This is a genomic window from Shewanella sp. BJSY2023SW001, assembly GCF_047314685.1.
In the GTDB taxonomy this organism is placed as follows: Bacteria; Pseudomonadota; Gammaproteobacteria; order Enterobacterales; family Shewanellaceae; genus Shewanella; species Shewanella indica.
The window spans coordinates 125,307-140,686 of the sequence record NZ_JBKORF010000019.1 but is presented as its reverse complement, the minus strand read 5'-3'; the positions used below and the strand labels follow the sequence as shown (position 1 = coordinate 140,686).

Sequence of the window (15,380 nt, the reverse complement as noted above, 5' to 3'; positions counted from 1 at the left end):
AAATGGGTTATGCGGTAACCGTCATCGCTGACGCGACCGCCTGTTCGACAAACGCCGGCAGCGCAAAGCTTGCCTGATGGATAGCCGGCGTGTAATAACGGGTGGTAATACCGGCCCGTTCAAAACGCTCTTCGAGAGTCGCCAGGCTATGCTGACGCGCCTCAAGATCATCGGTTGCCCAGGCAAAGGCCATGCTGCCACCCACATAGGTAGGCACGGCCGCCATATAGAACCGACACTCTTTCACATAAGAGCTCATGCGTCTGACGGTATTTTGCACTTCATCCAGCTGCATAAAAGGCACGCCGTTCTGAGCGACAAAAATCCCATTTTCATTGAGACAACGCTTACAGCCCTCGTAAAAGTCGGAACTGAACAGCACCTCTCCCGGACCAAGGGGATCTGTGCAGTCAGAGATAATCACATCAAATTTTTGCTGTGATTGCCTAACATAATCCATCCCGTCGCTGATCACCAAGTTGACTCTGGGGTCATCATAGGCGCCTTGGGAATGGTTTGGAAAATAGCTTTTACACATTTCCACTACGGCGGCATCAATCTCCACCATGGTAATGGATTCAATCTGTTTATGTTTGACCACTTCCCGCAGCATGCCGCCGTCACCGCCGCCTATAATAAGCACCCGCTTGACGTCGCCGTGGGCCAGAATAGGCACATGGGTCAACATTTCGTGATAGACAAACTCATCTTTCTCTGTGGTCTGGATGGCGCCATTGAGCGCCATGACCCGTCCCATAGCAGCATTTTCAAAAATGCTCAGGTGCCACTGTTCGGTCTTTTGCTCGAACAGCACCTTTTCCACCTCAAAATACTGCCCGTATGCCGGATGCAGTGTCTCGTAGTAAATATTCTTGGCTTGCATTTAACCTAAAACTCTTGGTGTTGAATGTAAGGGTGGACAAATAACCCGTCCTCGGCAATTCCAAAACGAATGCCGAGTGAATGTATCGTCGTAGATGGACGACGGGCTCAGTTGGGACTATTGGCCTGTTCGCGGCCGGAATTGATGCGGATTAACGTGAGATGTTTCAAGCCGGTATTGTCATAGCTGACAATGGTTGAAAACCTGTGTTGTGGCACTTGGCGAACCAGTGCGGCAAATGAATGGCTGTGCATTAGCTAAAACCCTCTTAACCCCGTGTAAATGGTGCTTTGTTCATTTACACGGTTAATGACTCGTGAACCATAATAACCCTGTTACTCACGTTTGCCTGTCAGGACTGAATGTACCTTCAAAACGGCGCAATTAAACCTTGCTGTGCCCCATAATGCAAGCACGAATCACAGTTTATCCAAGGCTTTGAAATATAAACTACAGTTGCGATATTCACCCATGCCATTTAAGCGAGTTTTTTTCGATTTATATCAATAAATTGAGCTTTGAAAGCTGATTTTATCTGTTCAAGATTTTTTAAATACTCAGACTCTCCATTTTGATCGCCAGATACCGCTTCGGGCACTGAGTTTGATTCAATGCAGCCCCCTTGGGGAACACGAGGGTGAAAACTCACCCTCAAACAAAGGTTTGTTATCGTGAAGCCTGGCGATTCAAGCAAAAATCGCAGCAGCTAAAAACGCCACCCAATTTAGCGAATTAATCAAAGGTCATTTCCGGCGCTGATTCACCGCAATGCAGTCAGCCCACCGTCTTGGCGCGGATCTCCTCAATAGTCACCCCAGGCGCGCGCTCCAGCAGATGAAAGCCACCAACCATGATTGGCGGCCTGGGCCGTGGTACCGAAAAAGCCCAGGAGGTACAGTAGACGCCGAGTGTCAGGCTGTAAAACAGTGCCCGAAAACGTTTGGGGTTATATTTATCCGCCCACCAGGCGATGATAAACAACAGCCCGAGATACAAGAGTGCCAGCAGGCTGACAGACCAAATAGAGAACATAGGCAAAGGTTTTTATTTTCAGCTTAACCAGTTGTGCTGCAAAAAGCAGCGCTAACTTTAGTCTTATTCAAACTTAGGGAAGTCTGACTTCAACAGGCCCCGGCATGCCTTCAGTCAGATGCCTTGAGCGCCAATTGCTGTGCAAGCCACACCCTACAAAAGAGAAGGCCACGAGGACTTATTCGCACCTCCCTAACAAAAGGCACGGGCATAGGTGAGCGCAATCCGTTATAATCCGCCGCAGCTGAAAAAAGTTAATCAGGTTCAAAAACAGATGGCAGAAATAGGTCAAAGTTGCACCCTGGAAGTGGTCAAACAGGTTGATTTCGGGGTTTACCTCAACGCTCATGAGTTGGGACAGGTGTTATTACCCAATAAAGTGGTGCCCAAGGGTTGTCAGGTGGGCGACAAGGTGGAGGTATTCCTCTATCTGGACTCCAACGACATGCCTATCGCAACCACTAAAAAGCCCCTGGCTCAGGTGGGTGAGTTTGCTTATCTCAAGGTGGTTTCCATTGGTCGGGTCGGTGCCTTCCTCGATTGGGGACTGGAAAAAGATCTGCTGCTGCCCTTCGGTGAGCAGCATAAGCAGGCCGAAGAGGGCCGCAGTTACCTGGTCTATGTTCACCGTAACCGCGCCGACGAGCGGATTGTCGCTTCGTCCAAAATCGATAAGTTTGTCGATAAGAGCCCGGCTTGGTACAAGAATGGTCAACAGGTTGACCTTATCATTGCAGGTACTACAGATCTCGGCTATAAGGCGATAGTCAACAACAAGCATTGGGGCGTCATCTATCAAAATGAGGTGTTCCGTAAGCTGAAGTTTGGCCAAAAGCTCAAGGGTTATATCAAACAGGTGCGTCACGACAACAAACTGGATCTGACCCTGCAAAAGGCCGACCGTCAGGAGTTGGATCAGCAATCACAGCGGATTATGAAGAAACTAACTCAGGCCGGCGGTTTCCTGCCCTACAGCGACAAGACCTCGCCCGAGGTGATCTACGCAGAGCTTGGCATGAGCAAGAAAGCCTTCAAGAAAGCCATCGGCGGCCTGTTCAAGGCCGGAAAACTGCGCATCGAAGATGACGGTATCCACGCCAATAATTGAACAAAGAACTGAACCAAGAATTGAGCAAAAATAACGCGCCTGCTCTATTTAGGGCAGGCGCAGCCGAGGAAAACCGCGACATCGGCTCAAGGCTCTGATATAACTCAAAAACACTGAGTAAAATGTCGGTCAGTTGGCCGACATCTGCCTTGAATGGAACTGTCAATTATGTTGCAACTCAATGCCATCGAAGCCAGAGTGATTGGCTGCCTGCTGGAAAAAGAAGTCACCACTCCGGATCTCTATCCCCTGTCTCTCAATTCACTGACCCAAGCCTGCAATCAAAAAACCAGCCGCGATCCCGTGATGGAACTGAGCGAGTCTGAAGTGCAGCAAGCCTTGGACAGCCTGAGTAAAAAACGTCTACTGAGTGAGCAATCCGGCTTTGGCAGCCGGGTCATTAAATACCGCCACAGATTCTGTAACACAGAATTTGGCGAGCTGCAGTTTTCCCCCGCAGAGCTGGCAATAGTGTGTTTGTTGCTGCTGCGCGGCGCTCAAACCGCAGGTGAACTCAGAAGCCGGGCTCAACGGCTGTTTGAATTTGACGGCCTGCCACAAGTGGAGCAAACCCTGCTGGCGCTGAAAGACAAAGGCTTTATCCGCCAACTGCCCAGGGAGCCGGGAAAACGTGAGATACGCTTTGCCGAGAACTTCACAGAAAATGATGGTGTATCTGAAGGTTACGGCGGCGCAGATACCACTCAGATTGCCAATCAAGCTACAGCTCACCATGAAGGTGAACGCGAAAGAGAGTGCGAAAGAGAGTGCGAAAGTGAGCCTGAAACGGCAAGCCAGAGCCGGATAGCCTTGCTTGAACAAGAACTGGCGACAATGAAGCAAGAGCTGGCTTTACTAAAACAGGCATTGGCCGAGCTTAAGACGCAACTGGCACAATAAGCCTTCAAAGACGACAGCTACTGCTTGAAATAGCGGCCAGGCGTGGCCTGCCTGGCCTCATGGTGTTAGGCTGACGTCTTATCGGCAACCCAGTGTTTGCCCCGGTCGCCGCAAGGACTCCTTATTTGGAGCAAAACAAGGAACCACATGACAACTGCAACTCACAGCACTCATCCCGGAGGGCTGAAAAACGCCCTGCAACTCGCGGGATTTGAACTCTATAAACTCATTTTCCACCGCCGTGGCACCCTGGCGATGATAGCTTTCGCCCTGGTGTGGCTGCTGATCCTTGCCTATCCGGTCCGAAGTGCCGCCAGCTTTCTGCTGAACCCGGACTTCAAGCATTTTGTTACCGGCGCCTTCGGTGAAGGCACTCTGGATCAACTGTTTGCCTGGCCGGTTGCCGAGCAAGCCGTCTATTGGGTCATCAGTCTCTACCTGTTCCCCATGTTCAGTATTCTTATCTGCGGCGATCAGTTCGCCTCGGACAAAAACCGCGGCACACTACGCTTTCTCTGCCTGCGTTCGGGCCGCGATGCCCTCTTCTTCGGCCGCTTCCTCGGCATGATGTTGATCCAATTGCTGTTGGTTGCCATCACAGTCATAGCAACCGTAGTTTTGGCCATGAGCCGGGATATGGCGTTGGTGCTACCCGCGCTGACTTCCGGCTTGATGATGACACTCAATCTGGTATTGATCCTGCTGCCCTACACCGCCCTGATGGCGCTGTTCTCACTCTGGGCCAGCTCCGCCAGACTGGCCAGCGTATTTGCGGTGCTTTTCTTTGCCGCCATGATGATAGTAATGGCGGTTATCAATGCTCAGCTGCCCATGCTCTCTTTCATCGGTTATCTGGTGCCCGGCGCACAGATAGATGCCATGCTCAATGCCCAGCCGCTAACAGCGCTGTCAAGTGCCTGGTTGCCACTGCTGCAAACCATTGGATTATTAGCGATAGGCCGCACCATGATGCAGCGAGGTGATCTATGAGTCTTATCAACTGTAAAGGCCTGAGCAAACTCTACGGCAGCAAGCGGGCATTGGATAGCGTCGACTTGCAACTGGAGCCCGGTAGTCCCATCGCCCTGGTCGGCCCAAACGGTGCCGGCAAGACCACATTGATGAGCCTGCTGCTGGGTTATATACGTCCAAGTAGTGGTGAAATCACTGTGATGGGACAGCGCCCGGGCAGCACCGGACTTTTGGGACAGGTCTCGGCCCTGCCCCAGGACGCCGCCCTGGATCCCGGCTTCAGCCTGCTGACTCAATTCAGCCTGTTTGCCCGCATGCAGGGTATGGGCGCCGAAGCCGCCAAGGCTGAATCCCTGCGGGTATTGGCGCTGGTAGGCCTTGAGGAGGTCGCCAATCAAAAAACCAACTCTCTAAGTCATGGTATGGGAAAACGCGCCGCGATTGCTCAGGCGCTGATAGGCAACCCCAAGCTGGTACTGCTGGATGAACCCACGGCCGGACTGGATCCCGCCAACGCCCGCAAAATTCGTGAGTTGGTAGAATCCCTGAGCGCAGATACCACCTTTATTATCAGCTCCCACAATCTGGATGAACTGGAAAAGCTTTGTGACAGAGTGCTGTATCTGGACAAAGGTAAACTGGGCCAGTCTGTCACCATGCAGCAAAGCAGCGCCGAAGCCTATCTGACGCTGCAGATGCAACACTGTGATCAGGAAAAACTGCTGGAAGCACTCTACGCCCTCGAAGGCGTTTACGAGATCTCGGCCAAGGGCAAACAAAACTACCTTATCCGTTACCAACCGGAGAAGGACACCTTGGATATTGAACTGCTGCAGCTACTTAAGCAAAATGGCTGGCAATATCGCAGCCTGATGCGAGGCCGCACACTGGAAGATACCTTGTTCGACGGCGTAGCCTGACGCCTTTGAACTTAGAAGCTCTCTTTGATAAACAACAACCCAGCGTAAGCTGGGTTGTTGTTTTAGTGGTCTTACAAAATAGCAGCCTCTGGCACAACGCTTTACACGCTAGATCCCCACATCTGCCACGGCACTTTCTCTCTTCCGCAGAAGAACTGCTCAGGGAAGGAAACAACAGCCTGCCAAAGCTACCGGCGTCACTATGACTATCAGAAGTTCATCGTCAAAGTCGAGAGTGAGAAATTGATTGCGACATCACCCCCAGAGCTTATCGTCCGCTTGGATCTTGTACAGACTCTCGGCTCTGGAGACCAACAACTGGGCAAACTTGGCCTGGGTTGGGTCTTTGGTTGCACCGGATTGCACTAAGTTTTCGGCCTTAAGTTGCCAGGTTAGCGAAAAGTGACGCAAGGCTTCACGAGCAGTGGCCGCTACGCTCACATCAACATAGTCGGAAGGCAAGTCACCGGACATCACCCAATAGGTCTTGTGGCTGGGCTGTTTGGATTCGATTTTCCACATGGCTACATAAGGCGCCAGATAGCGGCTTTCGGCCGGTAGCACTTTGCTTGGGATCACCCCTTTCTCTGCAAGAAATTTATTGGCTTTCTGGAACTGTTCACGCACCCACGCCTGGCGCAAGGCTTCCTGCTGTTCGGCATTGGGCGGTGTACTTGTCTGTTCAGTCATAAACTTTCCTTTCTTCTTGTTTGTTTTTATTGTGTTTTTATATTCTGTATCTGTTCAACTAAGCCTCTGGCCGACTTTTTCAGTACCACTCCATAATGAGACGACTATGGGTGGCGGACTTCAATCTTCAACCAACTTTACGTTAACGTAAGGCGGAAAGCAAAATTGCCAGATAGATCACAATTATTCTGCTCATCAGCTTTGTTGAGAGTATCGCTAAATGCTATGGTTCTGCAATAAATATAACAAGCGGTCGGCGGCCGCTAAGCGCCGCCCCAATAAGCACAGCGGAGAACAGACGTGGCTGTATTTAATCATGTATCATTCGACGAACATGAACAGGTAGTATTCTGTCATGACAAGGAAAGTGGCCTGCGTGCCATCATCGCCATCCACAACACCAACCTGGGTCCAGCCGTAGGCGGTTGCCGTATGTGGAACTACCAATCAGATGATGAAGCCCTCACTGACGTGTTGCGCCTCTCCCGCGGTATGACTTACAAGAATGCCCTGGCCGGATTGGCCATGGGTGGCGGTAAGTCAGTTATCATAGCCGATCCCAAAACAGAAAATCGTGAGCAACTGTTCCGCGCCTTTGGCCGCTTTGTTCACAGCCTGGGTGGCCGCTACTACTCGGCTGAAGATGTGGGTACCACCCCTGCCGACATCATGATTGCCCATGATGAAACCCCTTATGTGCTTGGCCTGGAAGGTATGAGCGGCGATCCCTCCCCTTTTACCGCCATGGGAACTTACCTGGGTATCAAGGCCGCCGTTAAGCACAAGCTGGACAAAGATAGCCTCAAGGGCCTCAAGATAGCCGTTCAGGGCGTAGGCCATGTGGGCTATTATCTGTGCAAGCACCTGCATGAAGAAGGCGCCGAACTGTTTGTAACCGATATCCATCAGGCATCACTGGACAAGGTAGCCACCGACTTTGGTGCTGCAGTGGTTGCCCCTCAGGACATCTATGCTCTGGACGTAGATGTCTATGCCCCTTGCGCCCTGGGAGCCACACTTAACGACACCACACTGCCACAACTGAAAGCCGGCATAGTCGCAGGCTGTGCCAATAACCAGCTGGCTGAGCCCCGCCACGGCGAGCAGCTCAAGCAAATGGGCATCCTCTACGCTCCAGACTATGTAATCAACGCCGGTGGTATCATCAACGTGTCTTTCGAAAAAGACTATGATGCCGCCAAGTCTACCGCCAAGGTTGAAGAGATTTACAACACCCTGCTGTCCATCTTCAAGCAGGCCGATGAGCAGAACCGCACCACGGCTGAAGTAGCCGATGAGATGGCCCGTGCCATCATCAATGGTACCCAAGCCTAAGCTCAGTCATATTCCATAAAAGGGCCTTCAGGCCCTTTTTTATTACTGAAAAAATTTTCCCCTTGTCGGCAAAGAGATAGGCGCCGGAAACAGAAAATTCATTTTCCCAGACTGGCGAGCGTCATCTGCCTCTGCTTGACTTAACACTCGTCATCTCGAATGTCAGGGAGTCAGTGATGCTCAGATTCGGCTATGAAGTGGAACAGCAAAAGGTTGAATTACAGGCCAGTAACTGGAATGGATTTGAGCGTTTGTTTGTCGACGGTAAAATGGTATCCAGCAAATTCAATCTGGGACTAAAGAGCGAACACAGCTTTGAATTACGTAATGGCGCACGTTGCCGGATGCAACTTCTGGTTGACCCCACCACAGAGCTGACTATCTGCCGCATCTACAAGTGTAACCGCCTGCTGGCGAGCCTCAAACAGGGAAAACAACAGCCAAACAACTCACATATGCAACACTGGTTGCTACTGGGGGGATTGGTGTGCGTACTATTAGTCTATCTTTGATTCGGTGATCGCGCATTTAACCATAGGGTTAACGCTTGTCGGTATGATTTATCTTGTTGAGCAGCATGAGCAGCTGCGCTCTTTCCGGCTCATCCAAGGCCGCCATAAACTTCTCGTTGACCCGCTCGGCCTCGCGAATCAAGTCCTGCTCCATCGCCTTGGCCTGATCGGTCAGGAAAATTTGAAACGCACGCCGGTTGTCTTCTTCCTGATGGCGATAGATTAAGCCTTGTACCTGCAGTTGATCCAACAGGCGTGTCATGGTGTAGTTGGCCACATCACAGCGACGTGACAACTCGGTTTGGCTGATCCCTTCCTCTTGCCAGAGCGCAAACAAAACAGGCCAGAGTTTAATATCCAGCTGATAACGCTTCAGGCGGCTATCCAGATCATGTTGCAGTTCCACGTTCAGATGGGATACCAGATAACCGAGACTCTCTTTGCGGTTCAAGCAACACCTCCTGTACTTCAGGGCTTGTCTGTTCGCTAGCGGCAGGGGCTAGCGCTTTATGCAACAAAATCGCTTATTCTGTTTCATTGCCGCCGGGCCATGCCGCTGCCGAGTTTAACTATACCACTGCGCAAATTGATTGACCTACACAGGGAGCATGAAAAGCGGCATATGACCTCTCAAGCGGAATAAAACCGCATTGACTTGCCCAAATATACGGCTTTATGACTCCCCTATGGGTACACGATTGCCAGCCGACAATCCGCCTTAAACTTGAGTGGCTAACCCGATTCTGAGTCAATCAAACTTCTATACCAATGGTATTAATACTACCACCTGCTGGATATTTCACTAACACAAGAAAGGAGAATAATGGGGCATTTACAGTCAGGCTACTGTAAATAAAGGTTTTATATCTGCCTGAATGGCAAAGCGATTCCGTTAATTTTTAACTCAGTAAATAGGTTTCGGCAAAGCGATAGAAACAGGCCCGCCCAAGCCTGGCCTTGAGACCACGAGGCAAGCTTACCAATAGCCCGGATTCGGCGCACTCAAAGGCATTAAGCCCCTGCACCTCAAACTCATTACCCTGGGAGCAAACCAGGGTAAAACGGCTACTCTCGGCCTCGATATCCAGCTGCTTGTAATCAACTATGATGAGCGGTGTATCGGCCACCGCTACCCTCAAACGCTCTGCCGGGGTGAGCAACAGATGTTCACCCTCGATGCAGTGCAAAATACTGCTGAAGAGCCTGGCAAACTTGGCCGGCAGCGGTGAGTTGAGATAATACCAATCGCCTTTAACATCTATCTCAAACAGGGCTTGCTGCTGACATAAGTCAGGCCTTGCCCCCAGCCCTTTCAGGGCCTCACTCACCTTGTCTGCCGACTGTTTCATCCTGGCTTCCTATTTTGGGTTCCCTATTCATGGGCTCCACACTTTTGGAGCCCTATTCTTGGCGCTCTCAGGCTTACGCCTGAGTCAGTTCCAGCAAGGCTTCGATGGGGTGCTTGGGCCTGAAGCCGCCAAAGCGTTTGACCTGGCTGCGACAGGAATAACCGGACACCAGTATCTGCTCCTTTGGCAACGACTTTATCGCCTCGTCCCAGGACATCTCATACAAAGCCTTGGAACGTGGCAGGTTTTCCAACTCATGGCCATAGGTGCCGGCCATGCCGCAACAACCCAGATTCACGGTTCCCAACTTGGCACCAAAACGGGCAAAGATGGTTTGCCATTCTTTGGCAGTGCCGGGACGGGCACTGGATTCGGTGCAGTGGCTGAACCAGGTGAACTCACGCCCGCTTGCAGGCAGTTGCGGTAACTGTTCGAGCATAGTACTGAGCCACTCGCTGGCAAGCTGGACATTGAACTGGCCGCGCTTGGCGCCGAGCGCTTCACGGTATTCGTCGCGATAAACCAACACTAGCGCCGGATCTACCCCCACCATGGGCATGCCAAGGGCATGCACCTGATTGAGAAAATCGGCGGCGGTCTGTGCCGTCTTGGCAAACTGCTCCAGAAATCCTTTGATATGAGCCGGTTTACCGTTGGGCTTGAACGGCAGCAATACCGGCTTGAGCCCAAGCGCTTCAATCAGGCGAATAAAGCGATAAACCAGTTCAGCATCGTAAAAGCTGTTAAAAGGGTCCTGCACCACCAACACATAATTTTGTCGCTCAGCGGCGGGGATAGCACTCAAGGCGTTGAGATCATAACCACGGCTGGGGTGAGCATCGAGGCGCTGTTTCAGCGTAGGTACAGACAGCGCAGGCGCATCCACATACCCCAGAGCCTTTTTAATCACCCACTTGGATAGAGGGTTCTGCGCCGCAAAGTTACTCAGCCGGGGCGCCTTGGCCATCAGCTGCACCGAATCCTCGACACCGGCCACCAGGTAATCCTTGGCGGGACGCTGATAACGGCGGTAATAGATACTGAAAAACTGTGCCCGAAATTTGGGGACATCCACCTTCACCGGACACTGGCCGGAGCACGCCTTACAAGCGAGACAGCCCTTGAGCGACTCCATCACCTCATGTGAATAATCGTATTCTTTCTTGGCATTGAGGCTGTTTTGCAGCCGCTGCAGCAAGCCCATGGGTTTGGACTTGGCCAGCTCATTGACATCGACGCCTTCGGATTCCAGCAGTCGCAGCCACTCGCGCATTAACCCGGCGCGGCCCTTGGGCGAATGGATCCTGTCTCCTGTCACCTTGAACGACGGGCACATAGGCGAAAAGCGGCTGTAGTTAAAACACAGGCCATTGCCGTTACAGTTCATCACATCCGGGAAGGCATCGCGGACACTGACAGGTATTTGCCTATCGAAACTGCCGCGCTTGGTACTGTCGACATTGTAGATAAGCTGTTGGCCTTTGGGCGCCACCAGTTTACCCGGGTTGAGTTTATTCTGGGGGTCGAACAGCGTCTTAACTTCTTCAAGCTCACTCCAAAGCTGCTCGCCAAATACCTGAGGGCCATACTCACCACGCACCCCCTTACCGTGCTCGCCCCACATTAGGCCACCGTATTTCTGCGTCAGTGCCGCCACTTGATCCGAGACGGTGCGCAACAAGGCTTCATCTTTAGGATCGCACATATCCAGCGCCGGACGCACATGCAGCACCCCGGCATCCACATGGCCGAACATGCCGTATTGCAGTTGATGGCTATCCAACAGCGCACGGAACTCCATGATATAGTCGGCGAGCTTTTCCGGTGGTACGGCGGTATCTTCGGCGAAGGCTATAGGTTTGCGGCGACCTTTGGTGGCCCCGAGCAGCCCCACCGCCTTCTTGCGCATGGCATAAATCTTATTGATGGAACCGGCATCCCGGGTGAGCTGATACCCAAGCACCCCTTTCTCACCGGCGGCAATCTGTGCATCCAGCGCCGCGGCCAGACGCTCAGCCCGCTCATCTACCTGGGCTTGTTCTCCGGCAAACTCCACCATGTTAAGACCATCGATTATTTTGCCGGGCACTTCCTGGATAAGCTCGGATACCGAGTGCCAGATAATGTCTTCCCGCGCCAGATTCAGCACCTTGGAATCGACGGTTTCCACCACGGTGGCATTGGCGAGCACCAAGTCGGGGGCATGGCGCAGCGCAGATTCAAAAGAGTCATATTTGATGTTGATCATAAGGCGGCTGGCCGGCAAAGGGGTGATATCCAGTTTGGCCTCAGTCACCACCGCCAGCGTTCCCTCAGAGCCCGTGAGGATCCGCGACAGATTAAATTCACTCAGCTGTTGATCCCAGACGTTTTTCAGATCGTAACCGGTCAAAAAACGGTTCAGTTTTGGAAAGCGCTGTTCAATCAGCTCTCGCTGCTCACGGCAGCGACGGGCCACCTCGGTAATCAACTTGTTGCCGAGCGGGTTGTCAGTCACCTTCTCACCCGATTCCAGTGCCTCGCGGCTCACCGGATCCGTGTGCAGCACACTGCCATCCACCAACACACTGGTAAGCTCCAGCACATGATCCGAGGTCTTGCCATACACCAGCGAGCCGGCGCCGGAGGCATCGGTATTAATCATGCCGCCCAGGGTGGCACGGTTGGAGGTGGAAAGATCCGGGCTGAAGAAAAAGCCGTGCGGCCGCAACGCATCATTGAGCGCATCCTTGACCACACCGGCCTCGACTCTAACCCAGCCTTCCTCTGGATTAACTTCCAACACCCGGTTCATATGGCGCGAGAGATCCAGCACTATCCCATGAGTCAGCGCCTGACCATTGGTTCCGGTACCGCCGCCGCGGGCACTGAAGACCACCTTGGCAAAAGCTGCCTCACTGGCGAGCTGCAACGCCATGGCAATATCGGCGCTGTCTCTGGGGTAGAGCACCGCCTGTGGCAGAAACTGATAGACGGAGTTATCCGTCGCTTGCGCCAAGCGGGCACTGTAACGCCTGTCGATATCGCCGCGAAAACCGCGCTGATCCAGCGCATCCAGATATTCCAGATACAGGGGTTCCAGAGTTTGTTGGTGTGATAGTAAGGGTAACATCTTATGCTCGAATAAATTTTTTGTTATCGGGCCATTATAAACAAAAAAAAGCCGCTAAAAAGCGGCTTCCTTCATAAGAACTGTTTCTGACTTAGCCGTGGGCTTCAGCCAGGTACAGCCAGGTGTCAATCACTGTGTCTGGGTTCAGAGACACAGTGTCTATGCCCTGCTCCACCAACCAGGCGGCGAAGTCAGCATGATCCGAAGGACCCTGACCACAGATACCCACATAGGCACCCTTGGCCTTGGCAGACTTGATAGCCATCGCCAGCAGCGCCTTAACGGCTTCGTTACGCTCATCGAACAGGTGACTGATGATGCCGGAGTCGCGGTCCAGGCCCAGAGTCAGCTGAGTCAGGTCGTTGGAGCCGATGGAGAAACCATCAAACATCTCCAGGAACTGATCCGCTAGCAGGGCGTTGGATGGCAGTTCGCACATCATGATGACGCGTAGACCATCTTTACCACGCTCCAGACCTTGCTCTTTCAGCAATTCAATAACCTGACGGCCTTCTTCCAGAGTACGAACGAACGGGATCATGATCTCAACGTTCTTCAGCCCCATATCGTTACGAACCCGCTTAATGGCTTCACACTCGAGGGCGAAACAATCGCGGAACGACTCTGAGATGTAGCGGCTGGCGCCACGGAAGCCCAGCATTGGGTTCTCTTCCTCTGGCTCATATTTGTCACCGCCGATCAGGTTGGCGTATTCGTTTGACTTGAAGTCAGACATACGCACGATAGCCTTCTTGGGGTGGAATGCTGCAGCAATAGAAGAGATACCTTCCACCAGACGGGCAACATAGTATTCAACCGGAGATTCATAACCGGCGATCATCTCAGTGATCTCGGCTTTCAGCTCTTCGGTTTGCTGATCGAATTCCAGCAGAGCCTTGGGGTGAATGCCTATCATGCGGTTGATGATGAACTCGAGACGGGCCAGACCCACACCTTCATTAGGCAGACGGGCAAAGTCGAAGGCGCGGTCAGGGTTACCTACGTTCATCATTATCTTCATAGGCAGATCAGGCATGGAATCAACGCGGCTGGAAATCACATCAAACTCCAGCTTGCCTTGATAGATATAACCTGTATCACCTTCGGCGCAGGATACTGTTACTTCCTGACCGTTTTCAATTTTGTCGGTCACGTCGCCACAACCCACTACCGCAGGCACGCCCAGTTCACGGGCAATAATGGCAGCATGACAGGTACGGCCACCACGGTTGGTGACAATGGCGCTCGCGCGCTTCATGATAGGTTCCCAATCCGGGTCAGTCATATCGGTAACCAGTACATCGCCTGGCTGGATCTTGTCCATTTCGTCGATAGATTTGAGCACCTTGGCAACACCTGAGCCCACCTTGTGACCAATAGCACGACCTTCACAGATCACTTCGCCGCGGCTCTTGAGGTGATAACGCTCAATCAGTTGCACATCTTCACGGGAACGCACGGTTTCGGGGCGAGCCTGAACTATGTAGAGACGACCGTCGTTACCGTCTTTGGCCCATTCGATATCCATCGGACGGCCATAATGCTTTTCAATGATCATCGCCTGCTTGGCCAGTTCCATCACTTCTTCATCATTGATGGAGAAAGTCATGCGCTGTTCTTTGGCGACATCTTCAATTTTCACCTGCTTGCCGTGAGATGCATCATCTGAGTACACCATCTGGATCAGCTTGCTGCCGATATTACGACGAACAACAGCCTTGTGACCGGCAGTCAGGGTTGGCTTGTGTACATAGAACTCGTCCGGGTTAACCGCACCTTGCACTACCATTTCGCCCAAACCGAAGGAAGAAGTGATAAATACCACGTCCTTGTTGCCGGACTCGGTATCCATGGTAAACATCACACCGGAAGCCGCTTTATCGGAACGTACCATGCGCTGAACACCGGCAGACAGTGCCACACCGCGATGGTCGTAACCCTGATGCACACGATAGGAGATAGCGCGATCGTTGAACAGAGAGGCAAACACATGCTTGATGGCAACCAATACAGCTTCAAAGCCCTTCACGTTGAGGAAGGTTTCTTGCTGACCGGCAAATGAAGCGTCGGGCATATCTTCTGCGGTGGCAGAGGAACGCACGGCGAATGAAGCGTCTTGGGTTTCAGAGGCTAATTTTTCGTAAGCTTCTCGAATCGCTTGTTCGAGTTCTGGCTGAAATGGGGTTTCAATAACCCACTGTCTGATCTGTGCACCAACTTTAGCCAGTGCGTTGACATCATCTACATCCAATGTGTCAAGAATGTCATATATCTTCTGGTTTACTCCACTTTGCTCAAGAAACTCATTGAACGCGTGGGATGTGGTCGCAAAGCCGCCAGGTACTTGAACACCGGCATTGGCCAGATTACTGATCATTTCACCAAGGGAAGCGTTTTTACCGCCGACCTTGTTGACGTCACCCATGCCTAATTCCTGATACCAGAGTACGTATTGCTGCACAGTTCTATCTCCGCAAGTTTATTTCAGTGGCCCCTTCACACGAGGGCAGCGGCATTTTACACTCCGAGGCAACAAGCGTAAATCTATAATTTTATTTGTAATTTTA

The 15,380-nt window shown here is 52.1% G+C and carries 14 protein-coding genes; 6 read left to right on the top strand and 8 right to left on the bottom strand.

The annotated features are described in order from the left end of the window. Positions 1-7: 7 nt before the first annotated feature. The 3 genes from speE to ACMHXH_RS04720 all read right to left on the bottom strand — a co-directional run bounded on the left by speE (position 8) and on the right by ACMHXH_RS04720 (position 1,915). Complete coding sequence (speE, locus tag ACMHXH_RS04730) at positions 8-883, bottom strand: polyamine aminopropyltransferase (RefSeq protein ID WP_028779304.1); 876 nt, start codon at positions 881-883, stop codon at positions 8-10. Between the two features lie 107 nt (positions 884-990). Then, entirely contained in the window at positions 991-1,137 is a 147-nt protein-coding gene (locus tag ACMHXH_RS04725; RefSeq protein WP_093983023.1) for a hypothetical protein, read from the bottom strand. Between the two features lie 520 nt (positions 1,138-1,657). Further along, positions 1,658-1,915 carry a hypothetical protein gene (locus ACMHXH_RS04720; protein ID WP_039033401.1) on the bottom strand — a complete coding sequence of 86 codons (258 nt, stop codon included), beginning with the start codon at positions 1,913-1,915 and terminating at the stop codon, positions 1,658-1,660. Between the two features lie 274 nt (positions 1,916-2,189). Between ACMHXH_RS04720 and ACMHXH_RS04715 the strand changes: the two genes are divergently transcribed. The 4 genes from ACMHXH_RS04715 (at position 2,190) to ACMHXH_RS04700 (ending at position 5,815) form a co-directional block, all read left to right on the top strand. Then, the gene (locus ACMHXH_RS04715; RefSeq protein WP_234500792.1) at positions 2,190-3,023 is read left to right on the top strand and encodes a S1 RNA-binding domain-containing protein; all 834 of its coding nucleotides are present in this window, start codon (positions 2,190-2,192) and stop codon (positions 3,021-3,023) included. Positions 3,024-3,194: 171 nt separating this feature from the next. Continuing rightward, on the top strand, positions 3,195-3,923 hold the full coding sequence (locus ACMHXH_RS04710; protein WP_234500822.1) for a YceH family protein: 729 nt from the start codon (positions 3,195-3,197) through the stop codon (positions 3,921-3,923). Positions 3,924-4,070: 147 nt separating this feature from the next. Continuing rightward, the gene (locus ACMHXH_RS04705) at positions 4,071-4,913 is read left to right on the top strand and encodes an ABC transporter permease subunit (protein WP_039033403.1); all 843 of its coding nucleotides are present in this window, start codon (positions 4,071-4,073) and stop codon (positions 4,911-4,913) included. Then, a complete protein-coding gene (locus tag ACMHXH_RS04700) occupies positions 4,910-5,815 on the top strand; it encodes an ABC transporter ATP-binding protein (RefSeq protein WP_335912011.1) in 906 nt (301 codons plus the stop codon). Before ACMHXH_RS04705 ends, ACMHXH_RS04700 begins: the two co-directional genes overlap by 4 nt. Before the next feature lie 255 nt (positions 5,816-6,070). Here the strand turns inward: ACMHXH_RS04700 and ACMHXH_RS04695 are convergent, their stop codons facing one another. After that, on the bottom strand, positions 6,071-6,505 hold the full coding sequence (locus ACMHXH_RS04695) for a DUF4826 family protein (RefSeq protein WP_039033405.1): 435 nt from the start codon (positions 6,503-6,505) through the stop codon (positions 6,071-6,073). 300 nt (positions 6,506-6,805) lie between these two features. Between ACMHXH_RS04695 and ACMHXH_RS04690 the strand changes: the two genes are divergently transcribed. Then, a complete protein-coding gene (locus tag ACMHXH_RS04690) occupies positions 6,806-7,840 on the top strand; it encodes a Glu/Leu/Phe/Val dehydrogenase dimerization domain-containing protein (RefSeq protein WP_144360815.1) in 1,035 nt (344 codons plus the stop codon). A 176-nt stretch (positions 7,841-8,016) separates the two neighbouring features. Next, complete coding sequence (locus ACMHXH_RS04685) at positions 8,017-8,352, top strand: hypothetical protein (RefSeq protein WP_039033407.1); 336 nt, start codon at positions 8,017-8,019, stop codon at positions 8,350-8,352. A gap of 28 nt (positions 8,353-8,380) precedes the next feature. On the opposite strand, the gene ACMHXH_RS04680 is transcribed toward ACMHXH_RS04685, so the two are convergent. The 4 genes from ACMHXH_RS04680 to ppsA all read right to left on the bottom strand — a co-directional run bounded on the left by ACMHXH_RS04680 (position 8,381) and on the right by ppsA (position 15,274). Further along, a complete protein-coding gene (locus ACMHXH_RS04680; protein WP_335912010.1) occupies positions 8,381-8,803 on the bottom strand; it encodes a MarR family winged helix-turn-helix transcriptional regulator in 423 nt (140 codons plus the stop codon). Positions 8,804-9,251: 448 nt separating this feature from the next. Then, complete coding sequence (locus ACMHXH_RS04675; protein ID WP_039033409.1) at positions 9,252-9,701, bottom strand: DUF1285 domain-containing protein; 450 nt, start codon at positions 9,699-9,701, stop codon at positions 9,252-9,254. Positions 9,702-9,774: 73 nt separating this feature from the next. Next, the gene (locus tag ACMHXH_RS04670) at positions 9,775-12,813 is read right to left on the bottom strand and encodes an FAD-binding and (Fe-S)-binding domain-containing protein (RefSeq protein ID WP_335912009.1); all 3,039 of its coding nucleotides are present in this window, start codon (positions 12,811-12,813) and stop codon (positions 9,775-9,777) included. 91 nt (positions 12,814-12,904) lie between these two features. Beyond that, positions 12,905-15,274: a phosphoenolpyruvate synthase gene (gene ppsA / locus ACMHXH_RS04665; RefSeq protein ID WP_039033411.1), complete on the bottom strand. Its 2,370-nt coding sequence runs from the start codon at positions 15,272-15,274 to the stop codon at positions 12,905-12,907. Positions 15,275-15,380 lie beyond the last annotated feature (106 nt).

Coding starts and splice junctions, on each gene's coding strand:
- ACMHXH_RS04720 (WP_039033401.1), bottom strand. CDS start 1,915: ATGTTCTCTATTTGGTCTGTCAGCCTGCTGGCACTCTTGTATCTCGGG.
- ACMHXH_RS04725 (WP_093983023.1), bottom strand. CDS start 1,137: ATGCACAGCCATTCATTTGCCGCACTGGTTCGCCAAGTGCCACAACAC.
- speE (WP_028779304.1), bottom strand. CDS start 883: ATGCAAGCCAAGAATATTTACTACGAGACACTGCATCCGGCATACGGG.
- ACMHXH_RS04675 (WP_039033409.1), bottom strand. CDS start 9,701: ATGAAACAGTCGGCAGACAAGGTGAGTGAGGCCCTGAAAGGGCTGGGG.
- ACMHXH_RS04695 (WP_039033405.1), bottom strand. CDS start 6,505: ATGACTGAACAGACAAGTACACCGCCCAATGCCGAACAGCAGGAAGCC.
- ACMHXH_RS04700 (WP_335912011.1), top strand. CDS start 4,910: ATGAGTCTTATCAACTGTAAAGGCCTGAGCAAACTCTACGGCAGCAAG.
- ACMHXH_RS04715 (WP_234500792.1), top strand. CDS start 2,190: ATGGCAGAAATAGGTCAAAGTTGCACCCTGGAAGTGGTCAAACAGGTT.
- ACMHXH_RS04670 (WP_335912009.1), bottom strand. CDS start 12,813: ATGTTACCCTTACTATCACACCAACAAACTCTGGAACCCCTGTATCTG.
- ACMHXH_RS04705 (WP_039033403.1), top strand. CDS start 4,071: ATGACAACTGCAACTCACAGCACTCATCCCGGAGGGCTGAAAAACGCC.
- ACMHXH_RS04685 (WP_039033407.1), top strand. CDS start 8,017: ATGCTCAGATTCGGCTATGAAGTGGAACAGCAAAAGGTTGAATTACAG.